Raw genomic sequence first — 19,506 nt, 5'->3', positions numbered from 1 at the left:
AACCTCGGACTAGCCGCGCACCATTAGCTTTTTTGTTCCCTATTTTCTATTCTTTGTTCCCTATTCTCTGGTTGCTTCAAAACAACCGCACGGACGATACACAACCCTCTACAAATGCCAGAAATATCGGTAATTCTCCTTTTACCTTTTACCTTTACCCATATTTTATACAGCAAAAATAAAAGCACCCTTAGCGCAAGGGTGCTGATAAGTAGAGAAAAGAAGAGATACTATCAATTACAAGCTAACTAGCGATGCTTGGTGCGGCTGGAGCGATCGGATGAGGGGGAAGAGGCAAGGGGGCAGGGAGCAGGGGAAGGGGAGAAAGAAGCAACGACAAATCCAATTACCAATTACCCATTACCAATTACCCAATGCCCAATTAAAACCTGTCAAACAGACCACCTCACTGATAAAATTACTTATCAGCTATTTAGTTAATAAATGAACAAGTCTGTTATGACCCATGTCCTTCCTCCCCTACGGATTGGTAAACATATTGCCCGCTATCCTATTGTTCAAGGTGCAATGGCTGTGCGTGTTGCGGGCGCGAAGTTAGCTGGTGCTGTTGCTAATGAAGGCGGAGTGGGTATCATTGCATCTCTGGGACTGGGGTTGTATTCTCCTGATTTTGACCAACGCAAACGCGGTAGCTTTTTTACAGCGAATAAACTCGCTTTGATTGATGAACTAGCTAAGGCGCGCAGTATCAGTCCAGATGGTGTAATCGGCGTAAATATTTTAGTTGCTACTAAAGATTATCCAGTATTGGCTCAGACTGCTGCGGCTGAAGGAGCAGATTTAATTATTACTGGAGCCGGATTACCTTTGACTTTACCAGAGTATACTGCAGACTATCCTGATGTAGCGCTGGTGCCAAGTGTTTCTAATGTGGAAGCAGCGCAGTTCATCTGCCAAGTTTGGCAAAAACGTTACAATCGCTTACCTGATGCTTTTATTGTGGAAAATTGCCAGAAGGTAGGCGGACATTTTAGCCAGTGCGAACAGATTAATCCCCCAGGATTTTCAATTGCGTCGGTGATTGCACAATTACGGGAGTATTTTGCAAATCAGTTAGGTGTGAGTATACCGTTGATTGTCACCGGAGGAATTTGGGATAGGGGTGATATTGATAAGATGTTAGCGATCGCAGCAGATGGTGTGCAAATTGGTACGCGCTTTATTACTACAGAGGAATGTGATGCCGATCGCCGTTATAAAGAATTTCATCTTCAGGCTTGTGCAGAAGATATTATGACAGTGCCTAGTCCTGTAGGCAAACCTAGCCGGGCTTTACGTAATGCATTTGCAGAAAATGCGATCGCAGGTTCATCATCAATAGAGCGGCGATGCATTGCCAATTGTTTAGAATCATGTCTGTGTCGTGATAGTGGTAAAACCTACTGTTTGCTACAAGCCCTTGCTAGAGCAGGACAAGGTGATGTAGAGAATGGTTTAATCTTTTCTGGCGCGAATGTTAGGTACACTGAGCGAATCGTGTCTATTGCCGAACTGATGGCAGAGTTAACCCAGCCTCAAACGGCGATTGCGCTTTAATTATTAATCAAAAGTTGAGTGATATGAATTTGGATGAAATTCTTAAGCGTTACGGTACTGGAGAAAGAAATTTTCAGCGAGTCAATTTACAAGAAGCAGAGCTAACAAACGTCAACCTCAGTGGTGCAGATTTTAGCTATGCTGATTTACGTCAGACTAGGCTCGGTAAAACTAACTTCAGTCAAGGTTGTCTGCGTGAAGCAGATTTAAGTGAATCTATCCTCTGGGGAACAAACTTAAGTGAAGCAGACTTGTATGGTGCAATCCTCAGAGAAGCAGATTTAACTGGTGCAAACTTAATTAAGAGTAATTTAGAAGCGGCGAATTTAATCAAAGCTAGTTTATGTGGCGCTAATTTAACTGGTGTCAAGCTTTCTCGTTCTCTGTTATTTCAAGCAGATTTACGCCCTAGTTCCGATCAGCGTACAGATTTGGGATATGCGGTTTTGACAGGAGCAGACTTGAGCTACGCTGACTTGAGAGCTGCTGCATTGCATCACGCCAACTTAGATGGCGCAAAATTGTGTCGAGCAAACCTCAGCCGGAGAGTGCAGTGGGGAGATATGCCCACAGATTTAACAAAAGCGAGTTTACAAAATGCAGACTTAAGCTATGTCAATCTCAGCAACGCCATCCTCCGCAACGCCAATTTAAAAGGCGCAGACTTGACAGGCGCTATTCTCACAGATGTAGACTTCCAAGGCGCAATTATGCCTGATGGCAAAGTCCATGATTAAAAATGTGCGATCGCTCTCCAATATTCAACAAAGATGCGATCGCCCATTCCTTCAGCAATTGCTAGGCACACAGACGCACCACATTATATTAAGAATGATTAACGGCACCTTCTATAATTCGCTTCCAGTTATATAGTTGAAAAGCAATCTACCAAATTGGCGGTGCATCAGTAGTGGTACTCATCTGCTGTTCGTGATGTCAGTCCCTTCAAATACCACAACAACCCGTTAGCTTTGGCATTAATTATTTACGTGTCAGCTTCAATTACCTATTCAACCAACTATAAAGTGTCTAATTTTTATTAGGTCACATTATGGTAGGAATCAAGCGGTTAATTAATAATGATTATGCCATTTTTTATTTATCTATCGCATTAGTTTTGATGAGTTTGTAGCAAGCACTTCAATGCAGCAAAGTTAAGAGCGAAACTCCTGGCTATAAACTCAATATTTGTCGGTTAAGGGAAAAAAGGATAATGGGAAAAGGAAAAAAACCTTTAACCCTTAACCTTTAACCTTTTACCCAAAACCAATAAGCATAAATTGTAACTAATACCATCAATTACTACTCAACATTCAAAGGTTGATATTTTGCTATGTTCAATCAACTGTATAAATATATTCCCAGAATCCCCTCCGAATTGCGTTACAGAATAGATTTAATGCGCCATTCCAGGAAATTACCTGCGCTATCTCCACAAGATAAGTTGATTGTTGATACTCTGCGTCAAGAAGGAGTTGTGACTACTTCTTTGCAAGATTTAGCACTTCCCAAAACAGCAGCATTGATTCCATCTGCCGAAAGCCAGTTGGCTAATATGGAATTAGCTTTAGCTGCTAAATATAAAAATCCGCAAAAATTTGGTAGCTTAGAAAATCCAGCTTATCCGCAGATTTTTACTGTCACAGATTTACCTGAGTTTTTTCACTGGGGAAGTGAACAAAGGTTACTGAATATTATCGAAAACTATATCGGTCTACCGATTGCCTTTCAAGGCGTACATTTACGGCGAGACTTTGCCAATGATGAGCAACTAACTACAGAATTATGGCACCTAGATGCAGAAGACCGTCGCATGGTTAAGGTAATTATCTACCTAAATGATGTGAGTGTAGAAAATGGCCCATTTGAGTATATTCCTAAATCTCAACTGTCATTAATTCAACAGTTGCAAATTCGCTCTAAGATTGTACCCAAAACCGCAAAAGGTTTAGTCGGGCTGAATGATGCAGAGATAGAAAAAATTGTGCCTAAGTCACTGTGGAAATCATGTCCAGGGAAAGCTGGAAGCATAGTTATTGCAGATCCGAGAGCTATTTTCCATCACGGTAAACCCCGTACACAATCACGGTCTACTCTGTTTTTTGTGTACACTGCTAAGAATCCTTTACGTCCAGAATGTTGTAAGCAATATAGCGATCAAACCTTTGCAAGAGTATTGCCAGCTTAGGGACTTTTAACTAAAAAAATATTCCATTGCTGTGTATGCAGAGGAGAAAGACTCTGCCAATCTGAAAATGGGATAATTTATTTTCTGGAAGTTCCTTAACATCCGTCATATCTATCATCTGTTGTAGGGGCATAGCACTGCTATGCCCTGATTATTTAAGTTAAAAGGTGGATGATCGCAAATTAGGCTTCCTTAACTATCCGTTGCTTGTAAGTAAAAATTGCTGCCATAATACCAAATTAGAGCAGATATAAGTAATTTCCACATTGACTTTGAGTTTATGGAACTTGTGACGCTAACGGTTGTGGTGAATGCGATCGCCTCTATACTTTGGAATAAAGCACAAGAAAAAATTGGCGAAAATATTGGTGATGCGGTTTGGACGCAAAGTGGCAAGTTAATAGACAAGCTACGTAAGAAGAATAAATTGCCATTGCTGACTGCGACTGTAGAAGCTGATGAAACCCAAAGACTAGATTATGGTCAAGCAGTGCTGGAATTGAAAGCAGCAGCCGAACAAGATCCAGAAATTGCTCAAGCAGTTGTAGACGTAGAAGCAGCCATTAAAAACGATCAGTCTGAGACTGGGAAAGAAATTCAAAAATTAGTAAAAGAAATCACCTCAAACCCTTCAGTTGTCAACAATGCCAAGTTAGCAGATGAGATTAAGAATGTCTTCCAAGGTAATACATTTAGTGGCTCAGTCACTTTTAACTGACTGGAGTCGCCCGACGGGGAAAAGCGGGTAAAGTTAACTCCCAATGACTGGCGGAAAATCTGTCGTCAAATATTGACAGACAGGCGCAAGCTGACTACAAATCCTTTGACATTAACTGAAGGAGTCACCCTGCAAGTTGATGATGTTTACGTACCACTGGGATTAGTTGAGCGCAAAAAACAATCTAAGCATAAAGATAATACTTCTTTAGAACAGGGGACAGATAAGATTCAAGATGATGTTTCTCCAGAACAGGGATCTGAACTTTATAAAGAAACAGAAATTACCAAAAATTTTGAGCATGACGCTTTTCTGGAAGAAGTTTTAAAACAGAAGAACACGCCTAAAAGTCAAGGTAAGCGAATTGCCATTATTGGTGAACCAGGTGCAGGAAAGACAACACTGTTACAGCAAATTGCTGATTGGGTATCTCGTGAGATTCAGCAGTCGATTGTCATTTGGGTATCATTAGCAGATTTGCGCGAGAAGGAATTAAAAGCTTATCTTTTTGAGACTTGGTTAAATCAGGTAGCTGAGAAAATAGGTAAAGCTGAAGCCACCAAGCAACTAAAAGATGATTTTGTTGCTCTGTTTAATCAAAATAATGTGTGGCTACTGCTAGATGGGTTAGATGAAATGTCCGCATCTTCAGGTAATTCGCTAACAGAAATTTCGCGTCAATTGCGTGAAGCAGGAGCAATTTCTCAATCGCGAATTGTGCTGACTTGTCGGGTTAATATGTGGGATGGCAGTATTAATGCACTTGACGATTTTGATACCTATCGCACTTTAGATTTTTCTTATCCAAAAGATGTAGAGAAATTTATTGATAAATGGTTCAATAAAATTGAAATTCCCCAAGCTGGGAAGCAGTTATGCATAGCCTTGAAAGAACCGGGGAAAGAACGGATTCAGGATTTAGTGAAAAATCCTTTGCGGTTAACGCTTTTGTGTTTGAATTGGCAATCAGGAGATGGGAAATTACCAGATACTCAATCCGGACTCTATCAGCAATTTGTTGATGACTTCTACAAATGGAAAAAAGACAAAGTTGCGATAACTCCTGCCCAGATTCAGCAACTAAATATTCAATTAGGAGAATTAGCTAAAACAGCAATAGACCAAGAAACCACTCGTTTTCGCTTGCAGCAGGATTTTGTTAATCGCTTTTTAGGAGATGCTGAAGATAAAAATTCTTTGCTGAGTTTGGCATTAAATCGAGGTTGGCTGAACAGTATAGGGATAGATACACATAGAAAACCTGTTTATGCTTTCTTTCATGCCTCATTTCAAGAGTATTTTGCTGCTAAAGCAATTGATGACTGGAACTTTTTTTTACCCCGTAAACACAAAAATAAACCTGTTAAATTTAAAGACGCAAAATACCGCGTCTTTGAACCGCAATGGAAGCAAACAATATTGCTGTGGTTAGGAAGAGAGGAAGAAACTTTCAAACAGCAAAAGCAACAGTTTATTGATACTTTAATTAGTTTTAAAGATGGATGTCAAAAATTTTATGAATATCGCGCTTATTTATTAGCAGCCACAGGGATTGCAGAGTTTAAAGATTATGTAAGAGCAGATGAAATAATAGCACAAATCGTCAATTGGATAATTGATAGTCACAGTTCTCTAAAAGAGGAAGCTAGGTCAGCTTTACAGCAAACAGACCGGACAAAAGCGATCGCCGCCTTGGTGCAACTGCTGCAATCACAAAATCTGTCTGACTACACCATTGGGCAGGTAGTAGAAAGTTTAGAGACAATCGGCACAGGCAATGAAGTTGCGATCGCTGCCTTGGTGCAACTGCTGCAATCACAAAATCTGGATTACTCCATCCGTAGGCGGGCAGCAGAAAGTTTAGGGAATATCGACCCAGGCAATGAATTTGCGATCGCCTCCTTGGTGCAACTGCTGCAATCACAAAATTTGGATGAGGACACCATTAGGCAGGCAACATATAGCATAAATAAAATTGGCACAGGCAATGAAGATGCGATCGCCGCTTTGGTGCAACTACTACAATCACAAAATCTGTCTGACTACACTATTAGGGAGGCAGCAGAGCAATTAGGGGAAATCGACCCAGGTAATGAAGATGCGATCGCCGCCTTAGTGCAACTGCTGCAATCACAACATCTGTCTGACTACAGTATTGGGCAGGCAGCATATAGCTTAGGGCAAATCGGCACAGGCAATGAATTTGCCATTGCTGCCTTAGTGCAACTGCTGCAATCACAACATCTGTCTGACTACACCCGTTGGCTAGCAAGATATAGCATAGAGAAAATCGGCACAGGCAATGAATTTGCCATTGCTGCCTTAGTGCAACTGCTGCAATCACAACATCTGTCTGACTACACCCGTTGGCTAGCAAGATATAGCATAGAGAAAATCGGCACAGGCAATGAATTTGCCATTGCTGCCTTAGTGCAACTGTTGCAATCACAACATCTGTCTGACTACACCCGTAGGCTGGTAGCATCAAGCTTAGGAACAATCGACCCAGGCAATGAAGATGCGATCGCCACCTTGGTGCAACTGCTACAATCACCTAATCTGGATGACTACACCCGTAGGCTGGCAGCATCAAGCTTAGGAACAATCGACCCAGGCAATAAATTTGCGATCGCCGCCTTTGTGCAACTGCTGCAATCACCTAATCTGGATGACTCCACCCGTAGGCTGGTAGCATCAAGCTTAGGAACAATCGACCCAGGCAATGAATTTGCGATCGCGGCCTTGGTGCAACTGCTACAATCACAACATCTCGATGAGGACACCATTAGGCAGGCAGCATATAGCTTAGGGAATATCGACCCAGGCAATCAAGTTGCGATCACGGCCTTGGTGCAACTGCTACAATCACCTAATCTGGATGAAGACACCATTAGGCAGGCAGCAGAAAGCTTAGGGAATATCGGCACAGGCAATGAAGATGTGATCGCCGCCTTAGTGCAACTGCTGCAATCACAACATCTGGATAACTCCACCCGTTGGCAGGCAGGATTAAGCTTAATCAATATCGGCACAGGCAATGAAGATGTGATCGCCACCTTGGTGCAACTGCTGCAATCACATAATCTCGATAACTCTACCCGTTGGTTGGCAGCAGAAAGCTTAGGAAAAATCGATCCAGGCAATGAATTTGTGATCGCTGCCTCAGTGCAACTGCTGCAATCACATAATCTCGATAACTCCACTCGTAGGGAGGCAGCATCAAGCTTAGGGAGAATTATCCGAGATAATAAGCATCGATTTACAGCAGTTAAAGCTTTAAGCAGTTATTGGCGATTAGATGATAATTTCTACAATTTAGCCTGGGAATGTGCCAAGAATATGCCTTACCCCGATTTCTATCAAGCTTGGCATCAACATAATTTTGCTACGCGTACAATGAGAAGCATTATGAAAATACTCCTTACAGAAATTTGAGTGTAGCCGCGAAGGTTGGATGCCGTTCCCATGCCCCATGCCCGCAAAATCCCACTTACTTTTACGTGTAGGATGAGCTTAAAGAAGCGTTGGTCACCAACGTTTGCTCTTTCGTGACCAACGCTTATGTCTTGGTCACCAACACAAAAGTTTTACTTATCAAACAATGACTTTGGTCACCAACGTTTGCTGTTTCGTGACCAACACTTATATCTTGGTCACCAACACAAAAGTTTTACTTATCAAACAATGATTTTGGTCACCAACGTTTGCTGTTTCGTGACCAACGCTTATGTCTTGGTCACCAACACAAAAGTTTTCATGACCAAAGCTTGTATTTTCTTAACCAAGGTTATAACGTCTATCTGTAGTCATGAGAGTTACATACCTTGTGCAAATCTTCTCTTAAATCAAAAAGACTAGAAGTAGCTTTTAACTTACTCCTAGTCTTTTTAAAGTGATGGGCAGTACCAGACTCGAACTGATGACATCCTGCTTGTAAGGCAGGCGCTCTACCAACTGAGCTAACCGCCCGCTCGTTTTCACTCACATTTATAGAATATAGCAAAAGATTTTGAATCGCGCTAGTATTTTTGAGAAAAAATTTTTGAGAACTTATTAAATGCCCTCTGGTCGAACCCACGATAGCATTACGCTGTATGCTCTGCCGATTGTTGCGGGTGTGACTTTCTGGCAGACTGGCAGTAGCAATGTAACTTTATTCGTTTCCGGCGGGTTTCTGTTTGGTGGGCTGATGTTCGGCCCAGATTTGGATATTTACTCTATTCAATACCAACGCTGGGGCTTCTTGCGCTGGATTTGGCTACCTTATCAAAAAAGTTTACGCCATCGCTCTTTTTTATCCCACGGGCCGATTATTGGCACGACGCTACGAGTAGTTTATCTCTGCTGCTTGCTAGCGATCGCCACAATCGTTTTCGTAGCCATTGCCGAAAAGCTCTTGAATACCGCCTCTCTTTGGCAAAACGTCGGTGGAACAGTGGAGCGATCGCTCACAAGTTACGGTACTGAATTCCTCGCCCTATTCTTAGGCATGGAACTCGGTGCTATGAGCCATACTCTCAGCGATTGGAGCAATTCCACATACAAGCGAGTCAAAAGGCAAGGTGTTCGGGCGTTGCTTCCTAGTGGCAAAATTAAGAAACGTAAACCAACTCGTCGGCGAGTGGGTGTGAAAAAGCAGGGGAGCAGAGGAAGCAGAGGGGTAGAGGACGCAGGGGGACAAGGGAACAAGAGGAAATGACCAATGCCCAATGCCCCATGCCCCATGCCCCATGCCCCATGCCCATTGACCAATAACAAATTACTATGAACGAAAATCTAGCAGCATTACAAGAATTAATTGATGTGGTGGCAAAATTGCGATCGCCTGATGGTGGTTGTCCTTGGGATTTGGCACAAACGCCGGAAAGTTTGACACCTTATGTCATTGAGGAAGCTTATGAGGTGGTGGATGCAATTAAGAGTGGCGATCAAAATGCGATCGCAGAGGAATTAGGAGATTTACTCTTACAAGTAGTCTTACAAGCTCAAATTGCCAGTGAAGCTGGGCAATTCTCTCTTAAAGAAATTGCTGACGGTATTTCCCAAAAGTTGATTCGTCGTCATCCCCATGTATTTGGTGATGTGACAGTAGCGAGTGTCGATGAGGTGCGGCAAAACTGGGAAGAAATTAAAGCCGCAGAAAAAGGCGAACCATCCCCAGAACATCAAAAACTTAGTACTAAACTTAGCCGCTATGGGCGTAGCCTTCCCCCATTAACGGCGGCGATGAAAATTTCCCAAAAAGCTGCGGCTGTAGGGTTTGAATGGGAAAATATTGCAGGAGTATGGGAAAAATTTCATGAAGAGTTAAGCGAATTCCAACAGGCTTTAGCCTCAGAAACAAAAGAAGCACAACAAGCAGAATTAGGCGATTTACTGTTTGCAATTATTCAGCTAGCCCGTTGGCATAATCTCGATCCTAGTGATGGATTGCAAGGTACAAATCAGCGATTTATCCAAAGGTTACAAAAAATGGAGGCAGTTGTTAACCGCCCCCTTTCGGATTACAGCTTACAGGAGTTGGAAAGTTTGTGGCAACAAGCAAAAGCTCAAATTGCACAAGAAGGCTCATAATAATTCGTAATTAGTAATTCGTAATTCGTAATTACAGAGGTAGATGCGAAATTATTGCCTTCCATTTATTCATCACTGCAAATGGTGATTGTTTGGCAGAACTTAAGATTTTTTAACATCAAACCACTTATCATAAAGGGATTGATAAGTGCCATCTTCTCTCAGACTTAACAATGCACTATTAATTTGTTTGCGGTAAGTACTGTTATTTGGTAGGACAATACCGTAGTTTTCTTCACGGAAGACGCTACCAACAACTTCTACCTTACCTTGACCTTCATGAGCCGCATAGAACAGGAGTACGGGAGCATCAAATACGACAGCATCCGCTTTTTTATTTTGCAGAGCATTGTAAGCTTCCTCAATTTTCGGAACTTCTAAGGTAGAAATATTATGTTCTTTGAGATATTTGGCGGCTGTACTTCCAGATGTTGTTGCTACTAGCTTACCGGGTAAATCATCTACACTTCTAATATCTCCTTGAAGCTGCTGTACTGTTAGCGATGTAGTAGCTGCGGCTGTGAAGTAGGCAACAAACAACACACCGATAAACATCCAAATAATGGCGATAAAACGTCCTACTACTCCCTTGGGCATTTCGTCAGCTTGGGTTGCTAATGTGGCTGCAGCCCACCAACAAGCTTTAAAAATCCCAGGAAAGTATGATTTATCAATCATGCCTTCTTTATGATTGCGTTCGGACAGCCAAATAACATGAGCTGCTACTACAATCAGCAGCAGTGCAATGCCAACTACTTGCAAAAGTGACGCAGAAAAAACCAATTGCAAAATATTAGATAAAGCACCACCATTTGTTTCCGGTGGTCTTACCATGATCTGCAATCCAGCAGCAAACATTGGTAAAGAGAAATCAAAATTCTGCTGACGTTCAGCTGTAATGGAAATAGCTGCAATTCCAGCATTTGCTTTGCCATCCTTAACAGCAGAAAGCAAATCTTGGACATTGGGATATTCCACAAATTTTGAGTTGATACCTAATTTGGTTGTAATACTGCGCCATAAATCAATACTAAAACCAGATAGTTCACCTTTCTCCGCAAATACAAAGGGTGCTATCACCCTTGTAGCGACTACAAATTCATTTGTTGATGCTTCTTCTGGTTTTGGCGCTACTTTTGCTGTTGGTGTTGGTTCTGGGTTTTGGGCTAGTCCTGGGTGAACTCCCGTTAGCACCACCAACAGCGCTAATATTCCACCAACTAATACTAGCCACAGATGGCGTTTTGGGAAAAGCTTGCTTTTGTTCTTACTGTAAAGTCTGTAAAAATAAGCAAACGGTGCGATCGCATTTATCATTGCAACTTTCTTTAGGTGATATTCAATACCTTCTTATAATTCCCACTTACAAGGCAATATAACTGAATAATCAATGATGATTTGTAAATTCAGATATGTGGGTAAAATTAGACACCTAGATTTTACGACACAATCGGGTTTTACAGAGGCGATCGCACTATTAATATTTAGACTTCTTGCATAAGTCGGGAAAAGGCTAAGGGGGAAAGGTTTTGTGTTTTCCCTTTCCCCTTTTTCCATCTCTTGCAAAAAGCACTTCTGCAAGAGGTATATTGCACTGTCCACCCAACAAAATCGTGAAGTGAGGGGGTGAAATCCTTTAATCGTCAGCCGTATCCTATAAAAGCTGCGCTTATCCGCCGACTTTCTACACCAGACTCCATCGAATCTAGCACAGCATTTCTCGTCACCTAATTTGAATTAAATAAGTGATTGGAAATAAACCAAACTAGATTACGAAATAGAAATAGGCTTGAAACTCTTACCAATGACTAATGACAAAGGACAAATGACAGCCTTAACTAGTTATCTTTGAATTACACCGACCTATTTAATCTCACTCTTCCTCAGTATTAAAATCAACTTTATCGTAAATATCAGCTAGTGTAATTTGAAAAGAAACAGACGCTAGAGATAAAATTACATCTCCATCTTCATATTCAGAAAATATCCATTTATTGTTTTCAGTTTTAAAATACTGCTCAACGTGCATTCTATATTGGTCAATCAAAACATACTCTTGAAAACCAGGAATAGTCCGATAAGCAGCAAACTTTTCATCCCTGTCATAACTTTTAGTAGATTTTGATAACACCTCAGCAACAAATATTGGATTAATCAGAGTATCACGTCTTCCTTCTTGATATTCCAAAGGTGTTTTGACTATCATTACATCAGGGTAAGTATGAATTCTCTTATTAGGAATCCACAAACGCTGATCAGTTACAAAAGCTTGATAAGGTTGACGCTTGAGCGCAAAATTTAGCGCACCGCTAAAGTTTAAAGCAATTTGATTGTGATTTAGTGTTCCGCCTGTCATAGGGATAATTTGACCATCAATATATTCATGTCGTTCCTCAGAATTAACCTCTAATTCGAGATACTCTTCCGGTGAATAATACTTTTGTGTCTGTGCAATAGTCACGTCGCTTTGCTCCGAATTCAAAATTCAAAATTCAAAATTCAAAATTAAAGACCCCACGGATAAATCCGGGGGCTTGTATCATTGTTTCTTTCCGTCATAGGATTTCACCTAACCTAATACTTCCGCTTCTTCGACAGCATTCATTTGGTCAAGAATTCCCCAAACTTCCTGTAACATCGGTTCCAAACCAGTGCGGGTAACAGCTGAAATTACGAAAACTGGAGCATAAGAGAGGTGATTTAATTCTGTAGCTAATGCCTCTAAGTCTACAGTTTCTCGATCAACCGCATCAATTTTATTCAGCGCCAAAATTTGTGGACGTTCTGCTAAACCTCTTCCGTAGGCTTTTAATTCTTGTTGAATTGTTTTGAAATCACCTAATACATCTTCGCTGGTAGCATCAATTAAATGCAGCAAAACTCTTGTACGTTCAATATGGCGCAAAAAGTCATATCCCAACCCTGCACCATGAGAAGCCCCTTCAATTAATCCAGGAATATCGGCAAAAACTGTACCATCACCAGAGGGTTTACGTACTACACCTAAATTCGGAATTAGGGTAGTAAAAGGATAATCAGCAATCTTAGGACGTGCAGCCGATAAAGATGAAATTAAAGTGGATTTACCAGCATTTGGTAACCCAATAATTCCTACCTCAGCCAGAAGTTTCAATTCCAAACGTAGAACCTTCATTTCTCCAGGTAAACCGGGAAGTGCATATTCTGGGGCGCGATTGCGGTTACTCAAAAAATGCTGATTTCCTAATCCGCCTTTACCACCTTCCGCAACACGAAATCTTTGTCCAGGTTCGATTAAATCTTCTAATAAAGCACCTGTTGTCGCATCATAAACAGCTGTACCACAAGGAATTTCAATAATTAAATCCTTTCCTGAAGCCCCTGTGCAATTATTAGGGCCACCACGACCCCCATTTTCTGCCTGAAATCGATGATTGTAGCGAAAATCTAGCAAAGTTTGCAGATTTTCGACAGCTACAAAAATTATTGAACCACCACGTCCACCATTTCCACCAGAAGGGCCACCCGCAGGCACATACTTCTCTCGACGGAAGGCGACAATACCATCGCCGCCTTTACCAGCTTCTACTTCGATAACTGCTTGATCAATAAATTGCATATTTTTGGAGTGCTGAGTCTGAAGTCCTGAGTTAGAGTTTTAAATTATAAGTTTTATTGAGACCACAATCTTGCTTGCGTTTGTATCTATGGGCTAAACAAAACAATATTGGCCTTCTCTCTTTACTCTATCGTTTTAACTCAGCACTCAGCACTTAGATATAGGGCGAGACATCCTCACCACATTCATCTGCTAGATAGGAAAGGGCGCGAAAACGCAATCCTACCATTTGTTCATACAAAGGATTAATTTTACATAGTGGCGGAATATGTACAATTTTACGACCAAACAGCTTCACATCCCGTTCAAAAGGGCATTGTGAAGGAATCATTTTACATAAGAAGCGAGCAACTCTAGGATCTTCAATATCTAATCCATCCATCCAATCGCGCAGGGGAGTGAGTGCATCCTGAGGAGGTGCATAGGGCGCAATTGTTAAAGAGGGATTCGCAGATGCTTCGCGCTGTAGGAAACTCTCTACAGGATCTACATCATCTATATGTTCTAGGGTATGACGCAGAGCTTCAATTAAATCCTTTGGCTGTCCCAGGGCATGACATAACTCTTGCAGAACTTGGTCTTCGCTGGGAGAATATGTACCATCTGCGATCGCTACCATCACCGCAGTCCGCAAAAAGTTCTCTGCTGCTGCGGTACCTTTGCCCAAAGTTTTGGCTAATTCCTCTGGTGTGATAACTTCCAGCGAATCAAATTGAATCCCAGGGGCCAATTCTTCCTCTGTGATACTAGCAATTAACTGCTGTTCATGAGGGTCAAAGTTACCATCAGCCCAAGCGATAGTCAGCAATCCACGCAGCCAGACTGCAACTTGTTCACTACTGTAGGGGGATTGAACGACACTTTTCATAAACAATGCCTCAAGCTGTCCTCAGTCCATACACTAAATACTAAGCTACCTTCAAGGTAATTAAACTGTTACATATTTAACTTTAGAGACTGTAAAAATTGGTTTTTTGTCAGCCTCAATGCAGAAATCTGCCCTTGATATCGCGTTCAGTGAAAGATTTTTCATTCAGATCAAACAGAAGTAGGAAGTCAAGGGAAAAAGCGTTTTTGCGCTTTTGTACAGACACAGGAATTATAACTAATTAACAAAAATTGAGATGACTCAACAAAATAGGCAACAGTGCTTATTTCTTTAGCACTATTTAAACACATTTAGAAAAAAGTATTGATAATTTTTATATTTAAGCTAGCTGTATCTGCAAAAAGCTTTTTCGCTTTTGAGCTTCAAAGAGCAGAATAGTCATAGGATGTAGCCAAATTATCAAGATTTTTGCGGCAATTAATTACAAATTTGTTACACTAACTATTGCAAAACTATCTCAGGTAGCTAGCAAAGATGAGGATTTCAAAACTCTATTCTCATCAACAATAGCTGTGGAAATAGCTTTCCAACCAGTTCTCAGCACTCAAATTTAGCTGAACGCCAAATCTTTAAGGAATATAATGATGTTTTTTTTCGGGATTGAACATGAAGTTGCTTTTCTGAACCAAGCAGGAAAGTTTGCTGATTTTGCAGAGACAAAATATGCAGAATTCAATCAAATTGTGGAAAGGTTACCCACCTATCCTAATGATTATTCTCAGCTACGCGTTGGTGATGCTGGTATTAAAAAAAAGAGATGGTATATTGAGGGATTTGAAAGATTCGCTGACTCTGATAAAGTCATCGATTGCTTACCTAAAGGTATTGAAATTAGAACAACTATACATTCTCATATTCAAGGTGCTGTTGATGAATTGACAGAAAGTTTTCGCTTATTGCGTGAAGTAGCAGCAGATTATGGCTTTTCACCTGTTTTAGCTAGCTTTAATCCTTACAAGACAATTTTTGAACCTAACCCACCATTAAATGATTATGAAATTCAGCAGCTACAGTCTTATCCTGACGAGCATACTGCTAATATCTACATGGTTACTTACGGGCCAGATTTAAATATTTCTATAGCAGACTTGTCTGTAGAAAAACTAATTGATGTTGGCAGAAAATTAACTTATTACAGCCCTTATATAGTTCCTTTTAGCTATAGTGCGCCTTTTTATAATGGCAATTTATGGGATGGATTGTCGGTCAGAACATTTGTCAGAACTGGTAAAAGACCAGCTACACTAGTATTTGTAGAAAAAGCAGAACAATTAATTACCAGTGTTCCTTCATTAACAAAAGTAGCGCGTATACCTGCTGAAGTCGGTAGAATTGAATTTAAAGCTTTTGATAGTTGCGATGATTTTTCACTTTATGCGGCTCTATTAGCTTTGTTGAAAGGTTTAGTTTTAGATGAAACTTTGACAGGTAGAGCCACTATTCCAGATGCCGAATTACACCAAGTTTCGGCAAAACAGGGATTTAGTAATGCAGAGATTTTTGACAATGCCAATAAGATTTTAAAAGTAGCAGCAGCAGCTCTTAAAAACGACCCAGATATTGATTTCTTAACTCCACTAAAAAATATTTTAGAGAGTGGAGAAACAAAGGCTCAAGCACTTATAAAACAATATCAGCATTTGAATTCTATAGAAGCGGTTTTAAAACAAACTTACTTAAAATAAACCCAATTTTTATATCTATTAGGAATCCGATTTGATTTCTGAAAAAATCTCAGTAAGCCGTAATCCACAAAAATCTTTCGCGCTGATGCGTTACGCTATCGCTAACGCATTCTACTAGAAATCCAAAAATCAAATATGACTTTTATATCATCAGGGTTTCAACAAAATATCTAGTATTATCAACCCTGATGATGCAAATTAAATGTTAGTTGCTTACTTTACTGTACTCCCCGCAATTTGCGAGTATTATCCACTAAACTTTGAGCAAATTGATCGAAGCGTTGGGAGAGTTTTTCATCTAACAGCTTACCTTCAGCATTGAACGCGCCCCAAGCTTGTCCAATCGCAATTTGTTCTGGAATTACCCAACCATGTACCCAGCGCAAAATTAATCGTAGTTCATTGAGGGCATTACTATTGGATTGTCCACCTAATACGCTAACTACCCCTGCTACTTTACCAGACAGTTCATCAAAACTGAGCAAATCTAGAGTATTTTTCAGTACACCGCTAACGCCACCATGATACTCAGGTGTAGCCAAAATTAACCCATCAGTATTAGTTACCGTGTCTCGCAAACGTTGAACATCTGGATAATCGGAATAGTCTTTACCACCATTGCAAAATGGTAGCTGCATCTGCCGCAAATCAAGAATTTCTACTTCTGCACCTAATGCTTCTACCCTTTGCGCTGCAACTTGTAAAGCAATTTGGGTATAAGAGTTAGGTCTTAAACTGCCACCAATACCAACAATTTTTACCATAAAATCCACCCACAGACTAAATAAATTTACTAATTAGAGAATTGGGAATTCGGGTAATTACCAATGAAATGACCAATTACCCATTACCAAACACCAAGTATGAAATGCCAAAAACTTTTAACCATCCTGCTACTAGCAGAGATGACCGGAAGTAGCAAGATTTTTGAAAGGCGGAATCATTACGATTATGTTTATCTTAGCGATTTGTTGCGTAATATGTCAAATTACATCTCTAAGAAAATTTTGATGTTAAGGGGGTAAAAGCCCCACCTCAGACAGAATTTTGTCAGAATAGTTACTATGTATGCAGCTTCGAGAGGAATGTCAGCACTTAGCAATCCAGGAAACTTCAGATCAGTTTTCAGGTTCATTCCCCTAGTAGGTAAATTTCCCCTTGCAGATAGGAGCGTATTCCTCAAAGCTGATAGAGAGTTTGGGAAATGGTTTTATGTGGAAGTTAAACTAGATCAGAATTCAATTATTTCCAGTTATTTCAATTTCTTCTAGAAGAATAGGCATAAAATCAGCGTTCAGCTTTTGCCAGCAGGAAAAGGGTAATTATTATGACAAATTTAGGGAAAAAGGCATTGAACAAACAGCGAACGGCAAAGCGTGTTCCTTGGACTGGTGCAGTAGCAGCCAGCTTAATATTATTGCCAGGCATTTTAGGTGGAAACCCTGCCTTGGCGCAAAAAGCCGAGCGTAACTCTTTGACTTATGGGGAGTTGATTAAAAAAACCGAAAGGGGAGAAGTTGCAAAAGTCGAGCTGGATGAAACTGAACAGATAGCCAAGGTTTATTTAGTTGGGCAAAAATCAGATTCACCCATCCAGGTAAAACTGTTAGAGCAAAACCCAGAGTTAATTAATAAACTCAAAGAGAAAAATGTGGATTTTGCGGAAGTTTCCTCTGCTAACAGTAGAGCGGCTGTTGGGTTATTGATTAACCTGATGTGGATTTTGCCACTTGTAGCTTTAATGCTATTGTTCCTCAGACGCTCAACTAATGCTTCTAGTCAAGCGATGAACTTTGGCAAATCGCGCGCGCGCTTCCAAATGGAGGCGAAGACAGGCGTAAAATTTGAAGATGTTGCCGGCGTAGAAGAAGCCAAAGAAGAATTGCAAGAGGTTGTCACTTTCCTAAAACAGCCAGAAAGATTTACAGCTGTAGGCGCAAGGATTCCTAAAGGTGTACTGTTAATTGGCCCTCCTGGTACTGGTAAAACTTTATTAGCAAAAGCGATCGCAGGGGAAGCTGGTGTCCCATTCTTTAGCATTTCCGGCTCGGAATTTGTGGAAATGTTTGTAGGTGTAGGTGCATCTCGCGTCCGTGACTTATTTAAGAAAGCTAAAGAAAATGCTCCTTGTCTCATCTTTATTGATGAAATTGACGCTGTAGGTAGACAAAGAGGTGCAGGAATTGGTGGTGGTAATGATGAAAGGGAGCAAACCCTCAATCAACTGCTCACCGAAATGGATGGTTTTGAAGGTAACACAGGCATCATTATTATTGCTGCTACCAACCGTCCCGATGTCCTTGATGCAGCGTTACTCCGTCCCGGACGCTTCGACCGTCAAGTAATGGTTGATGCACCGGATCTGAAAGGGCGCTTGGAAATTTTAAAAGTTCATGCCCGCAATAAAAAAATTGATTCTAGTGTATCCCTAGATGCGATCGCCCGCCGCACACCCGGATTTACAGGCGCAGATTTAGCTAACTTACTCAACGAAGCTGCAATTCTCACCGCCAGACGTAGAAAAGAAGCTGTTACCATCCTGGAAATTGATGATGCTGTAGACCGAGTAGTTGCAGGAATGGAAGGCACAGCTTTGGTTGATAGCAAGAGCAAACGCCTCATAGCCTACCACGAAGTTGGACACGCTTTAGTCGGCACCTTAATTAAAGACCACGACCCAGTACAGAAAGTCACTCTCATCCCCCGAGGACAAGCATTAGGGTTGACTTGGTTTACTCCTAACGAAGAACAAGGTTTAATTTCTCGCGCCCAAATTATTGGCAAAATTACTTCAATTTTAGGTGGCCGCGCTGCCGAAGAAATTGTTTTTGGTAAGCCAGAAGTTACCACAGGTGCAGGTGATGACTTGCAAAAAGTAACAAACTTAGCACGCCAAATGGTAACAAGATTTGGGATGTCGAGCTTAGGCCCATTGTCCCTAGAAAATCAAGGAGGAGAAGTCTTTTTAGGGCGCGATTGGATGAATAAATCAGAGTATTCTGAAGAAATAGCTTCCAAAATAGATGCTCAAGTCCGAGACATTATTAGCCAAAGCTATCAAACAGCAAAAACAATTCTGACAGAAAACCGCATAGCCTTAGAACGTCTTGTTGATTTGTTATCAGATCAAGAAACAATTGAAGGTGAATTATTCCGCCAAATTGTTGCTGAATATAATCAGGTAACTGATGAAAAAATAGCTGTATCTCATTAAGTAATTACTAATTCGTAATTCGTAGTTGCTACATTTTGAGTTTAATTCTAGTACCCTACAGTAACACCTAAAATGCAGGTAGC

Annotated in this window: 16 protein-coding genes and 1 tRNA gene; 11 read left to right on the top strand and 6 right to left on the bottom strand. The window is 40.9% G+C overall.

The features are described from left to right. Positions 1-261: 261 nt before the first annotated feature. The 7 genes from HGR01_RS32225 to HGR01_RS32195 all read left to right on the top strand — a co-directional run bounded on the left by HGR01_RS32225 (position 262) and on the right by HGR01_RS32195 (position 7,898). Positions 262-441 (top strand): hypothetical protein, encoded by a 180-nt coding sequence (locus HGR01_RS32225; RefSeq protein ID WP_155538981.1) that lies wholly within the window; start codon positions 262-264, stop codon positions 439-441. Between the two features lie 3 nt (positions 442-444). Continuing rightward, positions 445-1,557, top strand: a complete 1,113-nt coding sequence (locus tag HGR01_RS32220) for an NAD(P)H-dependent flavin oxidoreductase (RefSeq protein ID WP_096621905.1) — start codon at positions 445-447, stop codon at positions 1,555-1,557. A 23-nt stretch (positions 1,558-1,580) separates the two neighbouring features. Then, positions 1,581-2,294, top strand: coding sequence for a heterocyst differentiation pentapeptide repeat protein HetL (gene hetL / locus HGR01_RS32215; RefSeq protein ID WP_045868194.1), 714 nt, complete (start codon positions 1,581-1,583; stop codon positions 2,292-2,294). Then, complete coding sequence (locus HGR01_RS32210) at positions 2,275-2,430, top strand: hypothetical protein (protein WP_155538983.1); 156 nt, start codon at positions 2,275-2,277, stop codon at positions 2,428-2,430. The genes hetL and HGR01_RS32210 overlap by 20 nt, the downstream gene beginning before the upstream one ends. A 460-nt stretch (positions 2,431-2,890) precedes the next feature. Next, positions 2,891-3,745, top strand: a complete 855-nt coding sequence (locus tag HGR01_RS32205) for a phytanoyl-CoA dioxygenase family protein (RefSeq protein ID WP_045868195.1) — start codon at positions 2,891-2,893, stop codon at positions 3,743-3,745. Positions 3,746-4,025: 280 nt separating this feature from the next. Next, positions 4,026-4,463, top strand: a complete 438-nt coding sequence (locus tag HGR01_RS32200; protein ID WP_045868196.1) for a hypothetical protein — start codon at positions 4,026-4,028, stop codon at positions 4,461-4,463. Between the two features lie 105 nt (positions 4,464-4,568). Then, complete coding sequence (locus tag HGR01_RS32195) at positions 4,569-7,898, top strand: HEAT repeat domain-containing protein (protein WP_045868886.1); 3,330 nt, start codon at positions 4,569-4,571, stop codon at positions 7,896-7,898. 461 nt (positions 7,899-8,359) lie between these two features. Here HGR01_RS32195 and HGR01_RS32190 read toward each other — a convergent pair. Next, positions 8,360-8,432: transfer RNA gene (locus HGR01_RS32190), tRNA-Val, on the bottom strand. Positions 8,433-8,520: 88 nt separating this feature from the next. On the opposite strand from HGR01_RS32190, the gene HGR01_RS32185 reads away from it, so the two are divergent. Both HGR01_RS32185 and mazG read left to right on the top strand, forming a co-directional pair. Beyond that, positions 8,521-9,162: a metal-binding protein gene (locus HGR01_RS32185; RefSeq protein ID WP_045868197.1), complete on the top strand. Its 642-nt coding sequence runs from the start codon at positions 8,521-8,523 to the stop codon at positions 9,160-9,162. A gap of 65 nt (positions 9,163-9,227) precedes the next feature. Next, complete coding sequence (mazG, locus tag HGR01_RS32180; protein WP_045868198.1) at positions 9,228-10,037, top strand: nucleoside triphosphate pyrophosphohydrolase; 810 nt, start codon at positions 9,228-9,230, stop codon at positions 10,035-10,037. A gap of 102 nt (positions 10,038-10,139) precedes the next feature. Here mazG and HGR01_RS32175 read toward each other — a convergent pair whose 3' ends face one another. The 4 genes from HGR01_RS32175 to HGR01_RS32160 form a co-directional block, all read right to left on the bottom strand. Further along, positions 10,140-11,354 (bottom strand): transporter substrate-binding domain-containing protein, encoded by a 1,215-nt coding sequence (locus HGR01_RS32175; protein WP_045868199.1) that lies wholly within the window; start codon positions 11,352-11,354, stop codon positions 10,140-10,142. A 556-nt stretch (positions 11,355-11,910) separates the two neighbouring features. Continuing rightward, on the bottom strand, positions 11,911-12,498 hold the full coding sequence (locus HGR01_RS32170) for a Uma2 family endonuclease (RefSeq protein ID WP_045868200.1): 588 nt from the start codon (positions 12,496-12,498) through the stop codon (positions 11,911-11,913). A 108-nt stretch (positions 12,499-12,606) separates the two neighbouring features. After that, positions 12,607-13,635, bottom strand: coding sequence for a GTPase ObgE (obgE, locus tag HGR01_RS32165; RefSeq protein ID WP_045868201.1), 1,029 nt, complete (start codon positions 13,633-13,635; stop codon positions 12,607-12,609). Between the two features lie 154 nt (positions 13,636-13,789). Then, complete coding sequence (locus HGR01_RS32160; protein WP_045868202.1) at positions 13,790-14,503, bottom strand: Mo-dependent nitrogenase C-terminal domain-containing protein; 714 nt, start codon at positions 14,501-14,503, stop codon at positions 13,790-13,792. Between the two features lie 605 nt (positions 14,504-15,108). Between HGR01_RS32160 and HGR01_RS32155 the strand changes: the two genes are divergently transcribed. Next, positions 15,109-16,209, top strand: coding sequence for a glutamate--cysteine ligase (locus HGR01_RS32155; RefSeq protein ID WP_194007791.1), 1,101 nt, complete (start codon positions 15,109-15,111; stop codon positions 16,207-16,209). 218 nt (positions 16,210-16,427) lie between these two features. On the opposite strand, the gene HGR01_RS32150 is transcribed toward HGR01_RS32155, so the two are convergent. Next, a complete protein-coding gene (locus tag HGR01_RS32150) occupies positions 16,428-16,973 on the bottom strand; it encodes an NADPH-dependent FMN reductase (protein ID WP_045868204.1) in 546 nt (181 codons plus the stop codon). 563 nt (positions 16,974-17,536) lie between these two features. On the opposite strand from HGR01_RS32150, the gene ftsH reads away from it, so the two are divergent. Continuing rightward, on the top strand, positions 17,537-19,423 hold the full coding sequence (gene ftsH / locus HGR01_RS32145) for an ATP-dependent zinc metalloprotease FtsH (protein WP_045868206.1): 1,887 nt from the start codon (positions 17,537-17,539) through the stop codon (positions 19,421-19,423). Positions 19,424-19,506 lie beyond the last annotated feature (83 nt).

The organism is Tolypothrix sp. PCC 7712 (assembly GCF_025860405.1).
GTDB classification, from domain to species: Bacteria; Cyanobacteriota; Cyanobacteriia; order Cyanobacteriales; family Nostocaceae; genus Aulosira; species Aulosira diplosiphon.
This window is presented reverse-complemented; position numbering and strand designations above follow the sequence as displayed.